The 15,489-nt window shown below is 68.3% G+C and carries 14 protein-coding genes; 9 read left to right on the top strand and 5 right to left on the bottom strand.

Going from position 1 to position 15,489, the window contains the following annotated elements:
* Positions 1 to 94: 94 nt before the first annotated feature.
* Together C6570_RS17015 and C6570_RS17010 are read left to right on the top strand one after the other, a co-directional pair.
* Positions 95 to 925, top strand: coding sequence for a lysophospholipid acyltransferase family protein (locus tag C6570_RS17015; RefSeq protein WP_106704277.1), 831 nt, complete (start codon positions 95 to 97; stop codon positions 923 to 925).
* Between the two features lie 116 nt (positions 926 to 1,041).
* Positions 1,042 to 1,878: a lysophospholipid acyltransferase family protein gene (locus tag C6570_RS17010; RefSeq protein WP_106704779.1), complete on the top strand. Its 837-nt coding sequence runs from the start codon at positions 1,042 to 1,044 to the stop codon at positions 1,876 to 1,878.
* 634 nt (positions 1,879 to 2,512) lie between these two features.
* On the opposite strand, the gene C6570_RS17005 is transcribed toward C6570_RS17010, so the two are convergent.
* The gene (locus C6570_RS17005; RefSeq protein ID WP_106704276.1) at positions 2,513 to 3,571 is read right to left on the bottom strand and encodes an alpha/beta fold hydrolase; all 1,059 of its coding nucleotides are present in this window, start codon (positions 3,569 to 3,571) and stop codon (positions 2,513 to 2,515) included.
* A gap of 239 nt (positions 3,572 to 3,810) precedes the next feature.
* Here C6570_RS17005 and C6570_RS17000 point away from each other — a divergent pair, with 239 nt between their 5' ends.
* Positions 3,811 to 4,224 (top strand): DUF488 domain-containing protein, encoded by a 414-nt coding sequence (locus C6570_RS17000; protein ID WP_106704275.1) that lies wholly within the window; start codon positions 3,811 to 3,813, stop codon positions 4,222 to 4,224.
* A 367-nt stretch (positions 4,225 to 4,591) separates the two neighbouring features.
* Here the strand turns inward: C6570_RS17000 and yihA are convergent, their stop codons facing one another.
* Complete coding sequence (yihA, locus tag C6570_RS16995; RefSeq protein WP_106704274.1) at positions 4,592 to 5,374, bottom strand: ribosome biogenesis GTP-binding protein YihA/YsxC; 783 nt, start codon at positions 5,372 to 5,374, stop codon at positions 4,592 to 4,594.
* A 180-nt stretch (positions 5,375 to 5,554) separates the two neighbouring features.
* On the opposite strand from yihA, the gene C6570_RS16990 reads away from it, so the two are divergent.
* The 3 genes from C6570_RS16990 to ccsB all read left to right on the top strand — a co-directional run bounded on the left by C6570_RS16990 (position 5,555) and on the right by ccsB (position 9,905).
* Complete coding sequence (locus C6570_RS16990; RefSeq protein WP_106704273.1) at positions 5,555 to 6,172, top strand: c-type cytochrome; 618 nt, start codon at positions 5,555 to 5,557, stop codon at positions 6,170 to 6,172.
* A 215-nt stretch (positions 6,173 to 6,387) separates the two neighbouring features.
* Positions 6,388 to 8,508, top strand: a complete 2,121-nt coding sequence (locus C6570_RS16985; RefSeq protein WP_106704272.1) for a cytochrome c biogenesis protein ResB — start codon at positions 6,388 to 6,390, stop codon at positions 8,506 to 8,508.
* A gap of 14 nt (positions 8,509 to 8,522) precedes the next feature.
* Positions 8,523 to 9,905: a c-type cytochrome biogenesis protein CcsB gene (ccsB, locus tag C6570_RS16980; RefSeq protein WP_106704271.1), complete on the top strand. Its 1,383-nt coding sequence runs from the start codon at positions 8,523 to 8,525 to the stop codon at positions 9,903 to 9,905.
* A 257-nt stretch (positions 9,906 to 10,162) separates the two neighbouring features.
* Here ccsB and C6570_RS16975 read toward each other — a convergent pair whose 3' ends face one another.
* A complete protein-coding gene (locus tag C6570_RS16975; protein WP_245896232.1) occupies positions 10,163 to 11,416 on the bottom strand; it encodes a PQQ-dependent sugar dehydrogenase in 1,254 nt (417 codons plus the stop codon).
* 111 nt (positions 11,417 to 11,527) lie between these two features.
* Between C6570_RS16975 and msrP the strand changes: the two genes are divergently transcribed.
* Both msrP and C6570_RS16965 read left to right on the top strand, forming a co-directional pair.
* Positions 11,528 to 12,532 (top strand): protein-methionine-sulfoxide reductase catalytic subunit MsrP, encoded by a 1,005-nt coding sequence (gene msrP / locus C6570_RS16970; protein ID WP_106704270.1) that lies wholly within the window; start codon positions 11,528 to 11,530, stop codon positions 12,530 to 12,532.
* A 296-nt stretch (positions 12,533 to 12,828) separates the two neighbouring features.
* The gene (locus C6570_RS16965; protein ID WP_106704269.1) at positions 12,829 to 13,449 is read left to right on the top strand and encodes a protein-methionine-sulfoxide reductase heme-binding subunit MsrQ; all 621 of its coding nucleotides are present in this window, start codon (positions 12,829 to 12,831) and stop codon (positions 13,447 to 13,449) included.
* A 45-nt stretch (positions 13,450 to 13,494) separates the two neighbouring features.
* Here the strand turns inward: C6570_RS16965 and lysA are convergent, their stop codons facing one another.
* Together lysA and lptM are read right to left on the bottom strand one after the other, a co-directional pair.
* A complete protein-coding gene (gene lysA / locus C6570_RS16960; protein WP_106704268.1) occupies positions 13,495 to 14,787 on the bottom strand; it encodes a diaminopimelate decarboxylase in 1,293 nt (430 codons plus the stop codon).
* Complete coding sequence (gene lptM / locus C6570_RS16955) at positions 14,784 to 15,062, bottom strand: LPS translocon maturation chaperone LptM (RefSeq protein ID WP_106704267.1); 279 nt, start codon at positions 15,060 to 15,062, stop codon at positions 14,784 to 14,786. Before lptM ends, lysA begins: the two co-directional genes overlap by 4 nt.
* 14 nt (positions 15,063 to 15,076) lie before the next feature.
* Between lptM and cyaY the strand changes: the two genes are divergently transcribed.
* Positions 15,077 to 15,412, top strand: coding sequence for an iron donor protein CyaY (cyaY, locus tag C6570_RS16950; RefSeq protein ID WP_106704266.1), 336 nt, complete (start codon positions 15,077 to 15,079; stop codon positions 15,410 to 15,412).
* Positions 15,413 to 15,489 lie beyond the last annotated feature (77 nt).

Below are 15,489 nucleotides of genomic sequence, written 5' to 3'. Positions count from 1 at the left end.
TCATGGCGAACGCTTTAGCAGAATTGTTTTACGTCGCCCTGCAAGTAGTTCCATAACTCGGCGACCCGCGTATTTTAGGCCTGTCCGTATACCCATGCTTCGCTTGTACCGTTTGGTCGCCCGATGGCCCTTGCCGCTGCTGCACGCCGTGGGCGCACTGCTGGGTTGGCTGACCTGGCTGGCCTCGCCCACCTACCGGCGCCGCGTGGCGGCCAACGCGGCACTGGCCGGCTACGCCTTTGCCGACGTGCGCGGGGCCGTGGCCCACGCCGGACGCATGGTGGCCGAAACACCGCGCCTGTGGTTTGGCCCGCCCGTGCCCACCCAGTGGCAGGGCACCGAAGCGGTGGACGCCGCCTACGCCGCGCGCAAGGGCGTGGTGTTCCTCACCCCGCACCTGGGCTGCTTTGAGATCACCGCGCAAGGCCTGGCCGAGCGCTACCACGCCGAATACGGCCCCATCACCGTGCTGTACCGCCCCGCGCGCCAGGCGGCGCTGAGCGAGGTGACCGAAACCGCCCGCCGCCGCGAAGGGCTGGAAACGGCGCCCACCAACCTGTCTGGCGTGCGCCAGATGATCAAGGCGCTGCGCGCCGGCCGAGCCGTGGGCCTGCTGCCCGACCAGGTGCCGCCAGAAGGCCAGGGCGTGTGGTCGCCCGTGTTCGGCCAGCCCGCCTACACCATGACGCTGGCCGCGCGCCTGCTGCAGCAGACCGGCGCCGTGCCCCTGCTGGTGTGGGGCGAGCGCCTGCCGCGCGGGCAGGGCTTTCGCGTGCATTTCGAGCCCTTCCCAGAGCCGCTGAGTGACGACCTGGACACGGCTGTCGCCCAAATCAACCGCGCCATGGAAAGCCTGATCCGCCAATGCCCGCAGCAGTACCTGTGGGGCTACGGCCGCTACAAGCAACCGCGGGGCACGCCATGACCGCGCCCGAAGACAGCGGCGCATCGACCGACGCATCCACCCGCGCCAACACGGCGCCCAGCGCTTCGGATGGCGCCGGGCGAGAGCCCCAGCTGCGCCACCCCGCGATCACGCTGATGCGCCTGCTGGCGCCGCTGCCCCTGGGCGTGGTGCGCACGCTGGGCGCGGGCCTGGGGCACCTGCTGTTCGCTGTGGCGCGCTCGCGCCGGCGCATCGCGCTGACCAACCTGCGCCTGTGCTTTCCGGATTGGACCGAGGCCGAACGCAACGCCGCCGCGCGCCGCAACTTCGTCTACTTCGCCCAGGCGTTTCTGGACCGCGCCTGGCTGTGGCACGCCAAGCCCGAGGTGGTGCGCCAGCGCCTGCGCCTGACGGGCGACGTCGATGCGCTGCGCCAGCCGGGCGGCGTGGTCATTTTTGCGCCGCATTTCTACGGCATGGACGCGGGCGGCAGCGCCATCATGCAGCAGATCGCCCGCGTCTCCAGCACCGTGTACGCCGATCAGGGCGGCGTGCTGGACGAATGGATGCGCCAGGGCCGCCAGCGCTTTGGCCACGTCACGCCCATCGCGCGCAAGGCGGGCATGAAACCCGTGGTGCGCGCCCTGCGCGAAGGCCAGCTGCTGTACCTGCTGCCCGACATGGACCTGGGGCCGGAGGAATCGGTCTTCGTGCCCTTCTTCGGCGTGCCCACCGCCACCGTGCCCTCCGTGCCGCGCCTGGCCCAACTGGGCCGCGCCCACGTCGTGCCCGTGGTCACGCGCCTCACACCCACCGGCTACGACGCGCACGTGCACCCCACCTGGACGGACTACCCCACCGCCGATCCCGTGGCCGACACCGCGCTGATGAACCAGCGGCTGGAAGGCTACATCCGCGACATGCCCGATCAGTATTACTGGGTGCACAAGCGGTTCAAGACGCGGCCGGTTGGTACACCTTCGCTGTACTAAGCCCGTGAGCCGCTGACGCGGAAAGAGGAATTCACCCCCGAGCCGCTGGCTCGGCACCCGACTCCCTCTGCGCTGCGGGCGGGGGACAACGCGAGTTCCCGGCGCGAGATGAGGAAACGGCGTTCGCTGGCGTGGCCTGCTCCGCGGCCACTTGAACGGTGATGCGACGTAGGTCGGCGGGGCATTCGCGCACGGCGGCGCGCCGCGCTGGCGTAGGTAGCTGATACGGCCAGCGCGAGGCAGTGTGCGTTCCCAGGGCCGAGCGCAGCGATGGCCCGAGTTGGACTTCCCACCCCTCTGGACGTGCCGAGAAGCGCAGCGGGTGAGGCGCGCGGGGGCACCGAAGGATGCCCACGCTTCGTGATCTGATTTGCCGCAGTTGTCTGAGCGAAGCGCTGCAAGCGCGCAGCGAGTTCTGCGGCAGCGCCTCTCCCGCGAGCATCGCAGGTTGCCCGCAGCGAAGCGAAGGGACACGGCAAGCGGGCTCGCCTTTTCTTTGCCTACTTTCTTTTGGCGAAGCAAAAGAAAGCAGGTCGGCCGCCGGGCCGAGACCCGGCCTCCGCCCTCAATCCCTTAAGCCAACGCCTATCCAAGCAAAACAGGCCGCTGGCGCAGGCAGCGCCAGCGCCGCCAGCTATCCCTCCGATAGCAAAAACCCCTCAATCGACCCGGCCACCCGCCCAGGCTGCTCATGCACCACCCAATGCGTGCCATCGGCGATCCGCGCCACGCGCAGATCGGGCACCCAGCGCTCCAGCCCGTCGATCAGCTCGGGCGGCAGCGCGCTGTCCTGCATCGCCCACAGCACCAGCGTTGGCATGGGCACGGTGAACGCATCCTCGGGCAAGTCCACGGCCGCGGCGGCTGGGTCGCCCTCGCGCGGTGGGCGCAGGGGCGAGGCGCGGTAGTAGTTCAGCCCGCCCGTCAGACCCGCGCCGGGGCGGCTGCCGTCGCCCTGCCAAACGGCGCGGTACTGCGCGCGCAGCGGCTCGGTCAGCCAGCCTGCGCCGGTGGGCAGCGTGGCCGGCTGGCCGAATGAGGTGGCGTTGCCGCCTGCATGGCTGCCTGCGCCGTTGGCCTTGGCTGCGGCGCCGCTGTCCAGGCGCTGGCTGGCCGCCTGCATCGGGCCCGCGCCACGCGCGCCCATCAGGTCAAAGAAGGGCCACAGGCGCGCAAAGTCGTCGGCCGCCAGCAGCGCCTCGGCGTCGGGGCGGATCAGGAAGTTCATGTACGCGCTGGCCGCCTGCTGCGTGGGGCTGGCCCTCAGCCCGCGCCAGAAGGTCTGCGGGTGCGGCGAATTGACGATGATCAGCCGCTGCATCAGCCCCGGCTGCAGACTGGCCAGGCCCCAGGCCAGCGCGCCGCCCCAGTCGTGCGCGACCAGCGCGGCCAGGCTGCCGCCCGCGCCGCATTCCTGGGCGATCAGCGCGGCGATGTCGGCGTTCAGGTGCTTGGCGCGGTAGGCCTCGGGCTCGGGCGGGCTGCTGCTGCGCTCGTAGCCGCGCAGGTTGGGCGCCACGCAGCGGAAGCCGCCGTGCTCCGGCCGGGCGAAATGGGCCAGCAGCTCGTCCCACACGAAGGCGGCTTCGGGAAAGCCGTGCAGAAACATCAGCACCGGGCGCCCGCGTTCGCCCGCAGACCGGCAGCTGAGGGTGATGCCGTGGGGCAGCTCGGTGGTCCAGGTTTCGATCATGGCGGGATGGCGGGTTGATATGAGTTTGATAGCTGCCAGCGCAGGTGTATCAAGCGCTGGCGGCCTGTTGGGCGTGAAATTCGCCGCGCACGGCCGGTGCGTCTGCTGGCCGCCGCAGGGCTGCCCCGGCGCATGGGCGCAGCGGTGCTGCTATCGTAGGCCGCGCCCGTCGCCCGGGGCTGTCGCCAAGGTGCGGCGGCGCAGGGTTCTACCGATTTCACCACCAGCCTTTTCGCGCCATGAGCATTCGCATTGTTCGCCTGGGCACCCCGCGCGCCGCCGACGAAGGCACGCGCATCGGCACCGTGCGGCGGCCGGCGCGCGGCGTGCCCAAGGCCGATTTCGCCCGCCAGAACTGGTACGACGTGTGGTACCCCAACCTGTCGCCCACGCCAGAGCTGATGAAGCTGGCGCTGTCCACCCACGCCGAGCCGGACAGCCCCCAGTCGCAAAAGGATTGGGCGCGGTTCGTGCGCGAGTTCCGCCACCAGATGGCCGAGCCGGACGCCGCGCGTTCAATCGACGTGCTGGCCGCGCTGTCGCACGGGGCGAATTTCTCGGTGGGGTGTTATTGCGAGAACGAGGCGCGCTGCCATCGGTCGGTGTTGCGGGCGCTGTTGGCCGAGCGCGGGGCGGATGTGGCGGCCTCCTGAGCGCTGACGCGGCTTTCCATCTCTTTCTGTGCTTCGGGCGGCGGCAGCGCCGATGCCCGGCGCAGGCCTGCGCATGCCGTCGGCTGGTGAGGGTGGGGTTTGGGCGCCGGATGCTATGACTAGGATAGCTGGCGGCGCAGGTGGGGCGGGCGCTGGGGGCTGAAAAGCCTTGAAATCTGCGGTGAGCGAACCAGATGGCGCCGAGGTGCTGACCGGCCTTGCGCGGCGATCAGCAAGTAGCACCCGACGCGCTTGGGGCGCTAAGGCGCGAGGCGCCATCCCGAGCAGGCGGTCTTCCGAGTTTGCTATCAACAAAAGAGCTGCTGGCCCTAATGCCACCTGCGCCAGCGCCCCAAAAGACTAGAAATCAGTCTTCGCCGGGCAAGTCTTCCGCACCATCGTCAGCGGGGTGGTCGTCGCCATCGTCCGCGGTGCCGCCGTCATCGGCCATGTCCTGCTGCGTGGCCTCGACCTGTTGGCGCAGCCACAGCGCGGCCTCGCCCACGCCCTGGCGCTTGAGGGCGGAAAACATCTGCACGCTGCCGCCGCCGGCCTGCAGGCGGGCGATTTGCAGCGCCTTGGCTTGCTCGCTGCGGGTCAGCTTGTCGGCCTTGGTCAGCAGGATGCGGAACTGCAGGCCGTCTTCCACGCGCGGGCGGATCACTTCCAGCAGCGCCTCGTCCAGCTCTTTCAGGCCGTGGCGCGGGTCGCACAGCATGACCACGGCGGCCAGGTTGCGCCGGCTGACCAGGTAATTGGCCATCACCCGCTGCCAGCGCACCTTGTCGGCCAGCGGCACGGCGGCGTAGCCGTAGCCGGGCAGGTCGGCCAGCACCGCGTCCTGCGTGCCCTGGCGGCCCACCGAGAACAGGTTGATGTGCTGCGTGCGCCCTGGCTTTTTGGACGCGTAGGCCAGCTGGTTTTGCTGCGTCAGCGTGTTGATGGCGGTGGATTTGCCCGCGTTGGACCGGCCGACGAAGGCGATTTCGGGCACGTCCAGCTCGGGCAGGTGCACCAGCTGGGCGGCGGTAGTCAGAAAGCGCGCGGTGTGCAGCCAGCCCAGGGCGTCGCGCTCGGCGGGCGTGAGCAGGGCAGAGGGCTTGGCAAACGGTTTGCCGGGGCGGGGTTGGGAATCGGCAGTGGAGGCCATGGGGCGATAGGCTGAGGGCGATGAGCAAAGGCCGCCAACGCGGTCGACGACAGGAAAGCTGCGCAGGATCAAGGCCTGTGTCTTGGCCCCGTGCAAGGGGGCTGAGGCGCGCAGTGGGCATTGTAGAATCCTCGGGTTTAGCGCCTCCCCCAGAGCCCACTATTTAAAAGACGATCGCCCATGAAGTCGCTTGCCGTCCTGCTGACCGCCACGCTGCTGGCCGCCACCGCTTCCGCCGCCGACGCGCCGGCAGCCCCCAAGGTTGATCTGGCCAAAGGCTCGGCCAGCTTCGCCGCCGTGTGCGCAGCCTGCCACGGCGCCGATGGCAATTCCAGCGTGCCCACCCAGCCTACCCTGGCCGAGCAGCACCCCGAATACCTCGTCAAGCAGCTGCTGGAATTCAAGAGCGGCGTGCGCAAAGACCCGGTGATGCAGGGCTTTGCTTCGACGCTGAGCGAGGCCGACGCGCGCAACATCGCCTACTGGCTGGCCACGCAAAAGGCCAAGCCTGGCTTTGCCAAGAACAAGGACACCGTGCTGCTGGGCGAGCGCATCTACCGCGGCGGCATCCAGGACCGCCGCGTGCCGGCCTGCGCGGGCTGCCACAGCCCCAACGGCGCCGGCATTCCGGCCCAATACCCCCGCCTGGCCGGCCAGCTGAGCGACTACACCGTCAAGCAGCTGACCAGCTTCCGCGATGGCGGCCGCACCAACAACGCGCCGATGCACGACGTGTCGGCCAAGATGAACGACCGCGAGATCAAGGCCGTCGCCGACTACATCGCCGGCCTGCGCTGAACGGCGCTGGCCGTGGCGCATTGCAAGGCACCCTCAAGCCGCGTCTCGGTTGCCCGACGCGGCTTTGTTTTTTTGTGCAGGCGACAGGTTTGGGCGCGAAAGACGAATCTGGATCAGACTTCTGGTGACGCGCCCGCCGGGCGATTGAACCGATCGGGGCCAGCGGGCTCCAATGCGACGAACTGGCCTGCAGCCCCGGCGGCAGGCGATAGGCCATGACAACTTCGGCAAGCGACACGATTCCAGAGCAACCCTCGCGCGGCGCCCTCGCGTTGCGCCGGGCGACGGAGTTGCTGTCGTCCATGCGCTTTGCCATTGCGCTGCTGACCGTGATCTGCATCGCCTCGGTGATCGGCACGGTGATCAAGCAGCACGAGACGGCGGTCAACTACATGAACCAGTTCGGGCCGTTCTGGGCCGAGCTGTTCCTGGATCTGAAGCTTAACGCCGTCTACAGCGCCTGGTGGTTCCTGCTGATCCTGGCGTTCCTGGTGATCAGCACTACCCTGTGCATTGCGCGCAACGCGCCGAAGTTCCTGGCCGACATCCGCAGCTACAAGGAAAACATCCGCGAGCAAAGCCTGAAGGCCTTTCACCACAAGGCCGAGGGCGATCTGCCGCAGCCGCCGCAGGCCGAGGCCCAGCGTATTGGCCAGATGCTGAGCACCGGCGGCTGGAAAGTGCGGCTGCAAGAGCGCGACACACCCGCCGGCAAGGGCTGGATGGTGGCGGCCAAGGCCGGCACCGCCAACAAGCTGGGCTACATCGCGGCGCACAGCGCCATCGTGCTGATCTGTCTGGGCGGGCTGTTCGACGGCGACCTGTTCGTGCGCACCATGACCTGGTTTGGCGGCAAGACCGTCTACAGCGGCGGCGGCTTTGTGTCCGACGTGAAGCCCGAGCACCGCCTGCCCGAGAACAACCCCGCCTTTCGCGGCAACCTGGTGGTGGCCGAGGGCACGCAGTCCAGCACCGCCATCCTGAGCCAGTCCGATGGCGTTCTGCTGCAAGAGCTGCCCTTTGCGGTGGAGCTGAAGAAGTTCATCGTCGAGTACTACTCGACCGGCATGCCCAAACTGTTTGCCAGCGAGATCGTCATCCACGACAAGGAAACCGGCGCCAAGCAGGACGCGCGGGTCGAGGTGAATCACCCGGCCAGCTACAAGGGCGTGCAGATCTACCAGAGCAGCTTTGACGACGGTGGCTCCACCGTCAAGCTGCACGCCGTGCCGATGCACGGCGGCGCCAAGGGCTTCGACATCGACGGCACCATCGGCGGCAGTTCCGAAATCACCAACGGCACCGAGAAGTACACGCTGGAATACACCGCGCTGCGCGTCATCAACGTGGAAAACCTCAGCCCGGGCACCAGCGGCTCGGCGGTGGACGTGCGCAAGGTGGATCTGGGGCATGCGCTGTCGCAGCGCCTGGGCGCGGCCGACAAGACCGTCACCAAGCGCGAGCTGCGCAACGTCGGGCCCAGCATCACCTACAAGCTGCGCGATGCGTCGGGCCAGGCGCGTGAATTCCACAACTACCAGCTGCCGGTGGACACGGGCGACGGCAACCGCGTGTTCCTGCTGGGCGTGCGCGACAAACCGGCCGACAACTTCCGCTACCTGCGCCTGCCCGCCGACGATGATCTGTCGATGGACGGCTTCATGCGCCTGCGCGCGGCGCTGGACGACCCGGCCGCGCGCGATGCCGCCGTGCGCCGCTATGTGGCCAAGGCGGTGGGCGAAGGCCGCGCCGATCTGGCCCAGCAGCTCAACGAATCGGCCAGCCGCGCGCTGGGCCTGTTCGCCGGGCTGGAAAAGGTGGGTGGCAAGGATGTGCGCGGGCTGCAGGCGATTTCCGACTTCATCGAAACCGCCGTGCCCGAGGCCGAGCGCGAACGCGCCGCCGACGTGCTGCTGCGCATCCTCAACGGCAGCCTGTTCGAGCTGAATGCTGGCGCGCGGGAGGCGGCGGGCAAGAAGGCGCTGCCCGAGAACGATGAAAGCCACCGCTTTTTGTCGCAGGCCGTGCTGGCGCTGTCGGACGTGTCGCTGTACCCTGCGCCCGTGGCGTTCGAGCTGAAAGACTTCAAGCAGGTGCAGGCCAGCGTGTTCCAGGTGGCGCGCGCGCCTGGGCAAAACGTGGTTTACCTGGGCTGCCTGTTCCTGATCATCGGGGTGTTCGCGATGCTGTACGTGCGCGAACGCCGCCTGTGGGTCTGGCTGGCGCCCGAAGGCGCGGGTGCCCACGCCCGCATGGCCTTGTCGTCCAACCGCAAGACTATGGACGCCGACAAAGAGTTTGAACAACTGCAGCGCAAGCTGCTCACCCCGTCCTGACGGAGATTCGCGTCATGAACACCCAAGTGGCCACCGCGCCGAATCCGACCAGCCCCAGCCAGAGGCCCAACGCCACGCTGACGCTGAACGAAGGCTATTTCGCCCGCCGCACCTGGGGCGACTGGCTGTTTGCGCTGCTGGCGGTGATCGGCGGCGTGGTTGCTTTCCAACGCTACCACGCGTCCATGGACGTGTATGAAAAGGCGATCCTGGCGGGCACGGTGCCGGTGGTGATCTGGCTGGGCTGGTTCTGGCGGCCGCTGCGCCAGCTGATGCTGGTGGTGGCGGCACTGTCGCTGCTGGCCATCTGGTCTTACCAGGGGCCGCAGGGGCAGGCCGACCTGGGGCGCGCCGAAACGGTGTTCTGGCTGAAGTACTTCTTGTCCAGCCAGTCGGCCATCCTCTGGATGAGCATGATCGTTTTCATGAGCACGGTCTTCTACTGGATCGGCATGTTCGCGCGCAAGCAGTCGGGCACTTTCGAGGGCATTGGCAGCAAGCTGGCCTGGGTGGCCGTCACGCTGGCCCTCGTCGGCACCATGGTGCGCTGGTACGAAGGCCACCAGCTGGGCCCCGACATCGGCCACATCCCGGTCAGCAACCTGTACGAAGTGTTCGTGCTGTTCTGCTGGATGACCACGCTGTTCTACCTGTACTACGAGGCGCAGTACCGCACGCGCTCGATGGGCGCCTTCGTCATGCTGGTGGTCAGCGCGGCCGTGGGCTTCTTGCTGTGGTACACGCTGGTGCGCGAGGCGCACGAGATCCAGCCGCTGGTGCCCGCCCTGAAAAGCTGGTGGATGAAGCTGCACGTGCCGGCCAACTTCATCGGCTACGGCACCTTCGCGCTGGCGGCCATGGTGGCTTTTGCGTACCTGATCAAGCAGCAGGCGCATGAGACCCGCTGGTACAAGCTCACGCCGATCTGGCTGTTCGGCATCGCCCTGTGCTTCGTGCCGATCGCCTTCCGCCAGCGCAACGTGGGTGAGGCGGGTGGCAGCTACTGGCTGGGCTACGCCATCGTCGCCGCGCTGATCGTGGGCGGCATTCTGCTTGGCCGCAAGCGCATCGCCGAGCGGCTGCCCAGCTTCGAGGTGCTGGACGACGTGATGTACAAATCCATCGCACTGGGCTTTGCGTTCTTCACCGTGGCCACCATCCTGGGCGCCCTGTGGGCGGCCGAGGCCTGGGGCGGCTACTGGAGCTGGGACCCCAAAGAAACCTGGGCACTGATCGTCTGGCTGAACTACGCGGCCTGGCTGCACATGCGGCTGATGAAGGGCCTGCGCGGCACCGTGGCCGCCTGGTGGGCGCTGGCCGGGCTGGCGGTGACCACGTTCGCTTTCATCGGCGTGAACATGTTCCTGTCGGGGCTGCACAGCTACGGCGAGCTGTAGAAACGGCACCCCCTGAGCCGCTGACGCCGCTTCCCCTCTCTTTAGCGCGCTGCGCGCTTCAGGAGGGGGGCGCAGCCAGCGCGGCGAGGCGGCCCTTGCGCGGCTGTCTGGTCGGGCGGTGGGCCGACCCAGAACACACTGTGCCGCAGGCAAACAGCGAATCTCCGCTCAGCCATAAGTGACTATTGATTTGGTAGCTGAAAGCGCTGGTGCAGCGTGCGCTGGAGGCTGATTTGGCTTGAGAAATCCAACGCCGATCAAGGCGCTTGGATAGGCCGCACCAGCAGCACCGCGCGGTGGATGTCCTCCACCACCCACAAGCGGCCATCGTGGTCGATAGCCAGGCCCGTCGGGTGGCCAACCGGGCGCACGCCTTGGCGCGCCGCCCAGCCTTCCAGCACCGGGCGCGGTGGGCCGGTGGGCGTGCCGTCGGCGCGGATCGGCACGCGCATCACGCGCTGGCCGGCAGGCCGGTGGCCATGCCAGGCCACCAGCAACTGGCCAGCAAACGGCGACCCAGCCGTGCCTTGCAGCAGGTGCAGCGGCGCGGCGTGGGCGGGCCAGGTCTGGGCTGGCGGCGTGGCTTGCGCGCAGTCGTAGCGCTTTTCGTACCCACGGGCCGCCATGCCCTTGCCCACGCAGTAGGGCCAGCCGTAGTGCCGCCCGGCTTGCAGGCGGTTCAGTTTTTCAGGCGGCTGGGCGGCGTCGGGGTAGTCAATCGAGTTTTCGCCCTGCAGCACGGCGCCGCTAGGCAACACCGTCAATGCCACCGAGTTGCGCAGGCCGGTGGCAAAGGGCTCAAAGCGCGTGACCTTCCAGCCCTGCGCCGGGTCCAGCTGGGCGCGGTACACGGCGGCCCTGGGCTGGGTGCCGCCCAGTTCGGGGCAGGGCACGGGCTGCTGCTGCGCATCGTTGCGGCAGCTGTCGGTGACCGAGCCCATGTTCACGTACAGCGCGTCGCCAGGGCCGAAGGCGATTTCCTTGAGGGGGTGGGCGCCGCTGGTCGGCAGGTTGGGCAACATCACTTCGCGGCGGATCGGTTGGCCGGGCGGGGGCAGGGGCGTGCGCCATACCTGATGCACTTCGCCCATCCAGATCTGCCCGTCCGGCCCCTTGGCCAGGCCCAGCGGTCTGTCCAACCCTTCGGCCAGCGTACTCACCTTGGCGCGCGCGGCGCCGGGCGGCAGCGTCAGCTCCAGCAGGCGGCCGCGCTTGGGCACCCAGTTGGCGCCCATGTCGATCACCCAAAAGCGGCCCGGCGTCACTTCCAGAATGCGGCGCGGCGCGGCCAGGCCCTGCGTCTCGTCGGCGACCAGCGCCACGCAGTGCCCGGCGGGCACGGTGTCGATCTGCACGCGCTCGTGCGGGCCGCAGCGGCCCTGCGGCACGTAGCCGCGCGCCAGGGCGGGGGCCGCAGCGCTCCCCAGCAGCGCCAGGGCGGCGGCCAGGGTCAGCCAATGATGGCGCCGCTGCGCCAGCCCGCCGCGGGTGCCAGAAACCGAATCGCGCACGTGAACTCGCTCCCCCAAGCCGTGGTCGTAGCATGATGCCAGCAGCGTGGCGCCGCGCGCCCCACCCAGCGCAGGCCCACGCACCCTTTTCGCCGCACAGGAGCTTTTCCCATGTCCCGCCGATCCATTCACCGCGCGTACGACCACCCCATCCCCAGCGAGATCACGCCACGTGCGCTGGCAGAAAGCCGCCGCGAATGGCTGCGACAAGTGGCCCTGGGCGCCGCCGGGGCGGGCCTGGCCGCCTGGGCGGCGCGCGATGCGCTGGCGCAATCCGCCGCCGTGGCGCGCCCCGGCAAGCTGGCCGCGCTGGCGGCCACGCCGTCCACGGTGCCCGGCGCAATGACGACGGAAAAGCTGACCGACTACAAAGACGCCAGCACCTACAACAACTACTACGAATTCGGCACCGACAAGGCCGACCCGGCGCGCAACGCGGGCACGCTCAAGCCGTCGCCCTGGGCGATAGAGATCGAAGGCATGGTCAAGAAGCCCGGCAAGATCGGCCTGGAAGAGCTGCTGAAGCTGTCGCCCATGGAGCAGCGCATCTACCGCCTGCGCTGCGTGGAGGGCTGGTCGATGGTGATCCCGTGGGAAGGCTATTCACTGGCCGCGCTGATCCGCCGCGCCGATCCGCTGGGCAGCGCAAAGTACGTCGAATTCGTCACCCTGGCCGACCCCAAGCAGATGCCGGGGCTGCGATCCAGCGTGCTGGACTGGCCCTACACCGAGGCGCTGCGCCTGGACGAGGCGATGCACCCACTCACCCTGCTGGCCTTCGGCATGTACGGCGAGGTGCTGCCCAACCAGAACGGCGCGCCCGTGCGGCTGGTGGTGCCGTGGAAGTACGGCTTCAAATCCGCCAAGTCGATCGTGAAAATCCGCTTCTTGGACAAGGAGCCGCGCACCGCCTGGAACAAGGCCGCCGCGAACGAGTACGGCTTTTATTCCAACGTGAACCCGAACGTGGACCACCCGCGCTGGAGCCAGGCGACCGAGCGGCGCATCGGCGAAGACGGCCTGTTCGCCAAGAAGCGCAAGACGCTGATGTTCAACGGCTATGAGGCGCAGGTGGGGCAGCTTTATGCGGGGATGGATCTGAAAAAGAACTATTAGCCCCCTGAGGCGCTGGCGCGCCTTCCCCCGCTCTCTTCGCGCTGCGCGCTTCGGGCGGGGGACAACGCGAGTGGCCGCCGCAGGTGCGGCCACCGCGTTCGCTGGGCTGGCCTGCTCCGCGGCCGTTTGTTCTGTGGCGTGCGGGGGTTGCCGGGCTTCTTCGAAGGTAGTGAATTCGCCGCGCGCGACAGCTGCCGATGGCAGCGTCTGCCCTTGAAATACTATAAATACGATAGCTGCTGGCGCTCGTTGCGCCTGCGCTAGCGGCCCATTTGATTCATAAAAAGTACTGCCTCATGCGATCCCTCTTGCTGCATCCCCTGACCAAGCCGCTGGTTTTCTTGCTGTGCCTGCTGCCGCTGGCGTGGCTGGTGTACGGCGCCGTGGCGAATCAGCTGGGTGCGAACCCGGCTGAGGCACTGATTCGCGGGCTGGGCGATTGGGCGCTGCGTTTTCTGTGCATCGCGCTGGCTGTGACGCCGGTGCGCATCCACACGCGCACGCCGCAGCTGGCGCGCTACCGCCGCATGCTGGGGCTGTTCGTGGCTTTCTACGCCAGCTTGCACCTGGTCGCCTACGCGTGGCTGGACATGGGGCTGGACGTGGCCGAAATTGGCCGCGACATCCTCAAGCGGCCGTTCATCCTGGTGGGCTTCACGGCGTGGTTGCTGCTGGTGCCGCTGGCGCTGACCTCCACCAACGGCGCAGTGCGGCGCCTGGGCGGCAAGGCGTGGCGCGCGCTGCACCGCCTGGTGTACCTGGTCGCGCCGCTGGCGCTGCTGCATTTTTTCTGGATGCGCGCCGGCAAGAACGACTTTGCCGAGGTGGCGGTGTATGCGGTGATTCTGGGCGCGTTGCTGCTGGATCGGCTCAGCCGCTACTTCAAGCCAAAAACACCGCCAGCGCCCACCAGATAAGCGCTGGCTGCTATCTTTAAGATAGTTGATTTTGGTGGCGCTGGCTTACAGCTGCTCGGTGCGCCAAAGGTCGGCCACTGCCTCGCGCTGGCGAATGACACGCGCCTGATCGCCGCTGACCAGCACTTCCGCCGCGCGCGGGCGGGTGTTGTAGTTGCTGGCCATGCTCATGCTGTACGCCCCGGCCGACAAGACGGCCAGCACGTCGCCAGCCTGCGCCGCCAGCGCGCGGTCGCGGCCGATCCAGTCGCCGCTTTCGCACACCGGGCCGACCACGTCCCACGTGGGCGCGCTGGCGCCGGCGCGGGGCAGCTGCAGCGGCACGATGCGGTGGAAGGCTTGGTACAGCGCCGGGCGTGGCAGGTCGTTCATGGCCGCGTCGACGATGCAGAAGTTCTTCTGCTCGCCGGGCTTGAGGTAGAGCACCTCCGTCAGGCACACGCCGGCGTTGCCGACCAGCGAGCGGCCCGGCTCGATCAGCAGCTGGCGGTCGCCGTAGCCGCGCGCATCCACGCGCGCCAGCAGCGCGGCCCACAGCGCATCGGCCGCAGGCGGCGTGTCGCCGCTGTAGTCGATGCCCAGGCCGCCGCCAAAGTCGATGTGGTGGATGGGAATGCCCGCGGCCTCGATCTGCGCGACCAGGTCCAGGATGCGGTCCATTGCCTCAAGGTAGGGCGTGGGTTCGGTGATCTGCGAGCCGATGTGGCAATCGATGCCGACCACGCGCAGCCCCGGCAGCGCGGCCGCGCGCTGGTAGGCGCCCAGCGCCTGTTCGTGCGCGATGCCGAACTTGTTGCCCTTGAGCCCGGTGGAAATATAGGGGTGCGTCTTGGGGTCGACGTTCGGGTTCACGCGGATGCTGATGGGCGCACGCTGCCCGTGGGCAACGGCCACTTCGCTCAGCACGTCCAGCTCGGCCAGGCTTTCCACGTTGAAGCAGCCGATACCGGCCTGCAGCGCGCGGGCCATTTCGGCGCGCGTCTTGCCGATGCCTGAAAAGATGATCTTGGCCGGATCGGCGCCGACGGCCAGCGCGCGTTCCAGCTCGCCGCCCGAGACGATGTCAAAGCCGCAGCCCTGATCGGCCAGCAGCTTGAGGATGGCCAGGGTGGAATTGGCCTTCATCGCATAGCAGATCAGCGAACGGCGGCCCGCCAACCCGCGCTGGTAGGCGGCCAGCGCATCGACGATGGCGGCGCTGGAATAGACGAACAGCGGCGTGCCGTGAACGCGTGCCAGCTCGGCCAGGCGCACGCCTTCCATGCACAACTGGCCGTCGCGGTAAGACAGGTGCGCATCGCCGGGCAGGGCGGGCACCAGAGAGGTGTTGGAGGTCATTCGATGTCAGGCAGGTCCGGCAGCAACTGCTGCGGCGGCCGGTAGGCCGGTACGGCGGCCGAAGCGGCGCCGCTGGCGGGCGTGGCAGGTGGCGCACTGTGGCCGCCCCACACGGTTTGCGGCAGCGTGGCGCGCTGCGCCGCCGCCGGGGTTTGGGGAATGTAGAGCGGCCCGCGCTGGCCGCATGCGGCCAGCAGGGTTACCGTCGCCAGCGCAGCGGCTGCGCCGCAGGCGCTGAATAGAATCCTTCGAACTGGCGATGCTGCTGACGACATGGCATGGAATTGTAATGACCGAGCTTGAATACCTGGACCGCGCCGAGGCGCTGCTGGCCACTGTAGAGACCGAATGCGACCGCATCAACGAATCGGGCCAAACCGATATCGACAACCAGCGTGTGGGCGGCATGGTCACGTTGGTGTTCGACGACCGGAGCCAGATCGTCGTCAACCTGCAAAAACCGCTGCTGGAAGTGTGGCTGGCCGCGCGTTCGGGCGGCTACCACTACCGCTGGCAGGACGGCGCGTGGCGCGACACGAAGACCGGCGAAGAGTTCTACGTCCGCCTGTCGCTAAGCGCCAGCGAACATGCGGGCGTGCCGTTGTCGTTTGGCGCGGCGGCCTGACGGCGTTCGGGGCGCTGCCAGCCCACTGAGCGCTTGAGCGCCTCAGGGGCAGCCCGGCAGGCCGCCAGGCCCGAAGT

Origin of the sequence: Ottowia oryzae (genome assembly GCF_003008535.1) — a bacterium.
Classification (GTDB): domain Bacteria; phylum Pseudomonadota; class Gammaproteobacteria; order Burkholderiales; family Burkholderiaceae_C; genus Ottowia; species Ottowia oryzae.
The sequence above is the reverse complement of the archived record's forward strand: the minus strand, read 5'-3'. Positions and strand labels throughout refer to the sequence as shown.

What these genes read in the sequence shown, in the direction of transcription:
- C6570_RS17015 (WP_106704277.1), top strand. Translation starts at nt 95, where the DNA reads ATGCTTCGCTTGTACCGTTTGGTCGCCCGATGGCCCTTGCCGCTGCTG.
- C6570_RS17010 (WP_106704779.1), top strand. Translation starts at nt 1,042, where the DNA reads ATGCGCCTGCTGGCGCCGCTGCCCCTGGGCGTGGTGCGCACGCTGGGC.
- C6570_RS17005 (WP_106704276.1), bottom strand. Translation starts at nt 3,571, where the DNA reads ATGATCGAAACCTGGACCACCGAGCTGCCCCACGGCATCACCCTCAGC.
- C6570_RS17000 (WP_106704275.1), top strand. Translation starts at nt 3,811, where the DNA reads ATGAGCATTCGCATTGTTCGCCTGGGCACCCCGCGCGCCGCCGACGAA.
- yihA (WP_106704274.1), bottom strand. Translation starts at nt 5,374, where the DNA reads ATGGCCTCCACTGCCGATTCCCAACCCCGCCCCGGCAAACCGTTTGCC.
- C6570_RS16990 (WP_106704273.1), top strand. Translation starts at nt 5,555, where the DNA reads ATGAAGTCGCTTGCCGTCCTGCTGACCGCCACGCTGCTGGCCGCCACC.
- C6570_RS16985 (WP_106704272.1), top strand. Translation starts at nt 6,388, where the DNA reads ATGACAACTTCGGCAAGCGACACGATTCCAGAGCAACCCTCGCGCGGC.
- ccsB (WP_106704271.1), top strand. Translation starts at nt 8,523, where the DNA reads ATGAACACCCAAGTGGCCACCGCGCCGAATCCGACCAGCCCCAGCCAG.
- msrP (WP_106704270.1), top strand. Translation starts at nt 11,528, where the DNA reads ATGTCCCGCCGATCCATTCACCGCGCGTACGACCACCCCATCCCCAGC.
- C6570_RS16965 (WP_106704269.1), top strand. Translation starts at nt 12,829, where the DNA reads ATGCGATCCCTCTTGCTGCATCCCCTGACCAAGCCGCTGGTTTTCTTG.
- lysA (WP_106704268.1), bottom strand. Translation starts at nt 14,787, where the DNA reads ATGACCTCCAACACCTCTCTGGTGCCCGCCCTGCCCGGCGATGCGCAC.
- lptM (WP_106704267.1), bottom strand. Translation starts at nt 15,062, where the DNA reads ATGTCGTCAGCAGCATCGCCAGTTCGAAGGATTCTATTCAGCGCCTGC.
- cyaY (WP_106704266.1), top strand. Translation starts at nt 15,077, where the DNA reads ATGACCGAGCTTGAATACCTGGACCGCGCCGAGGCGCTGCTGGCCACT.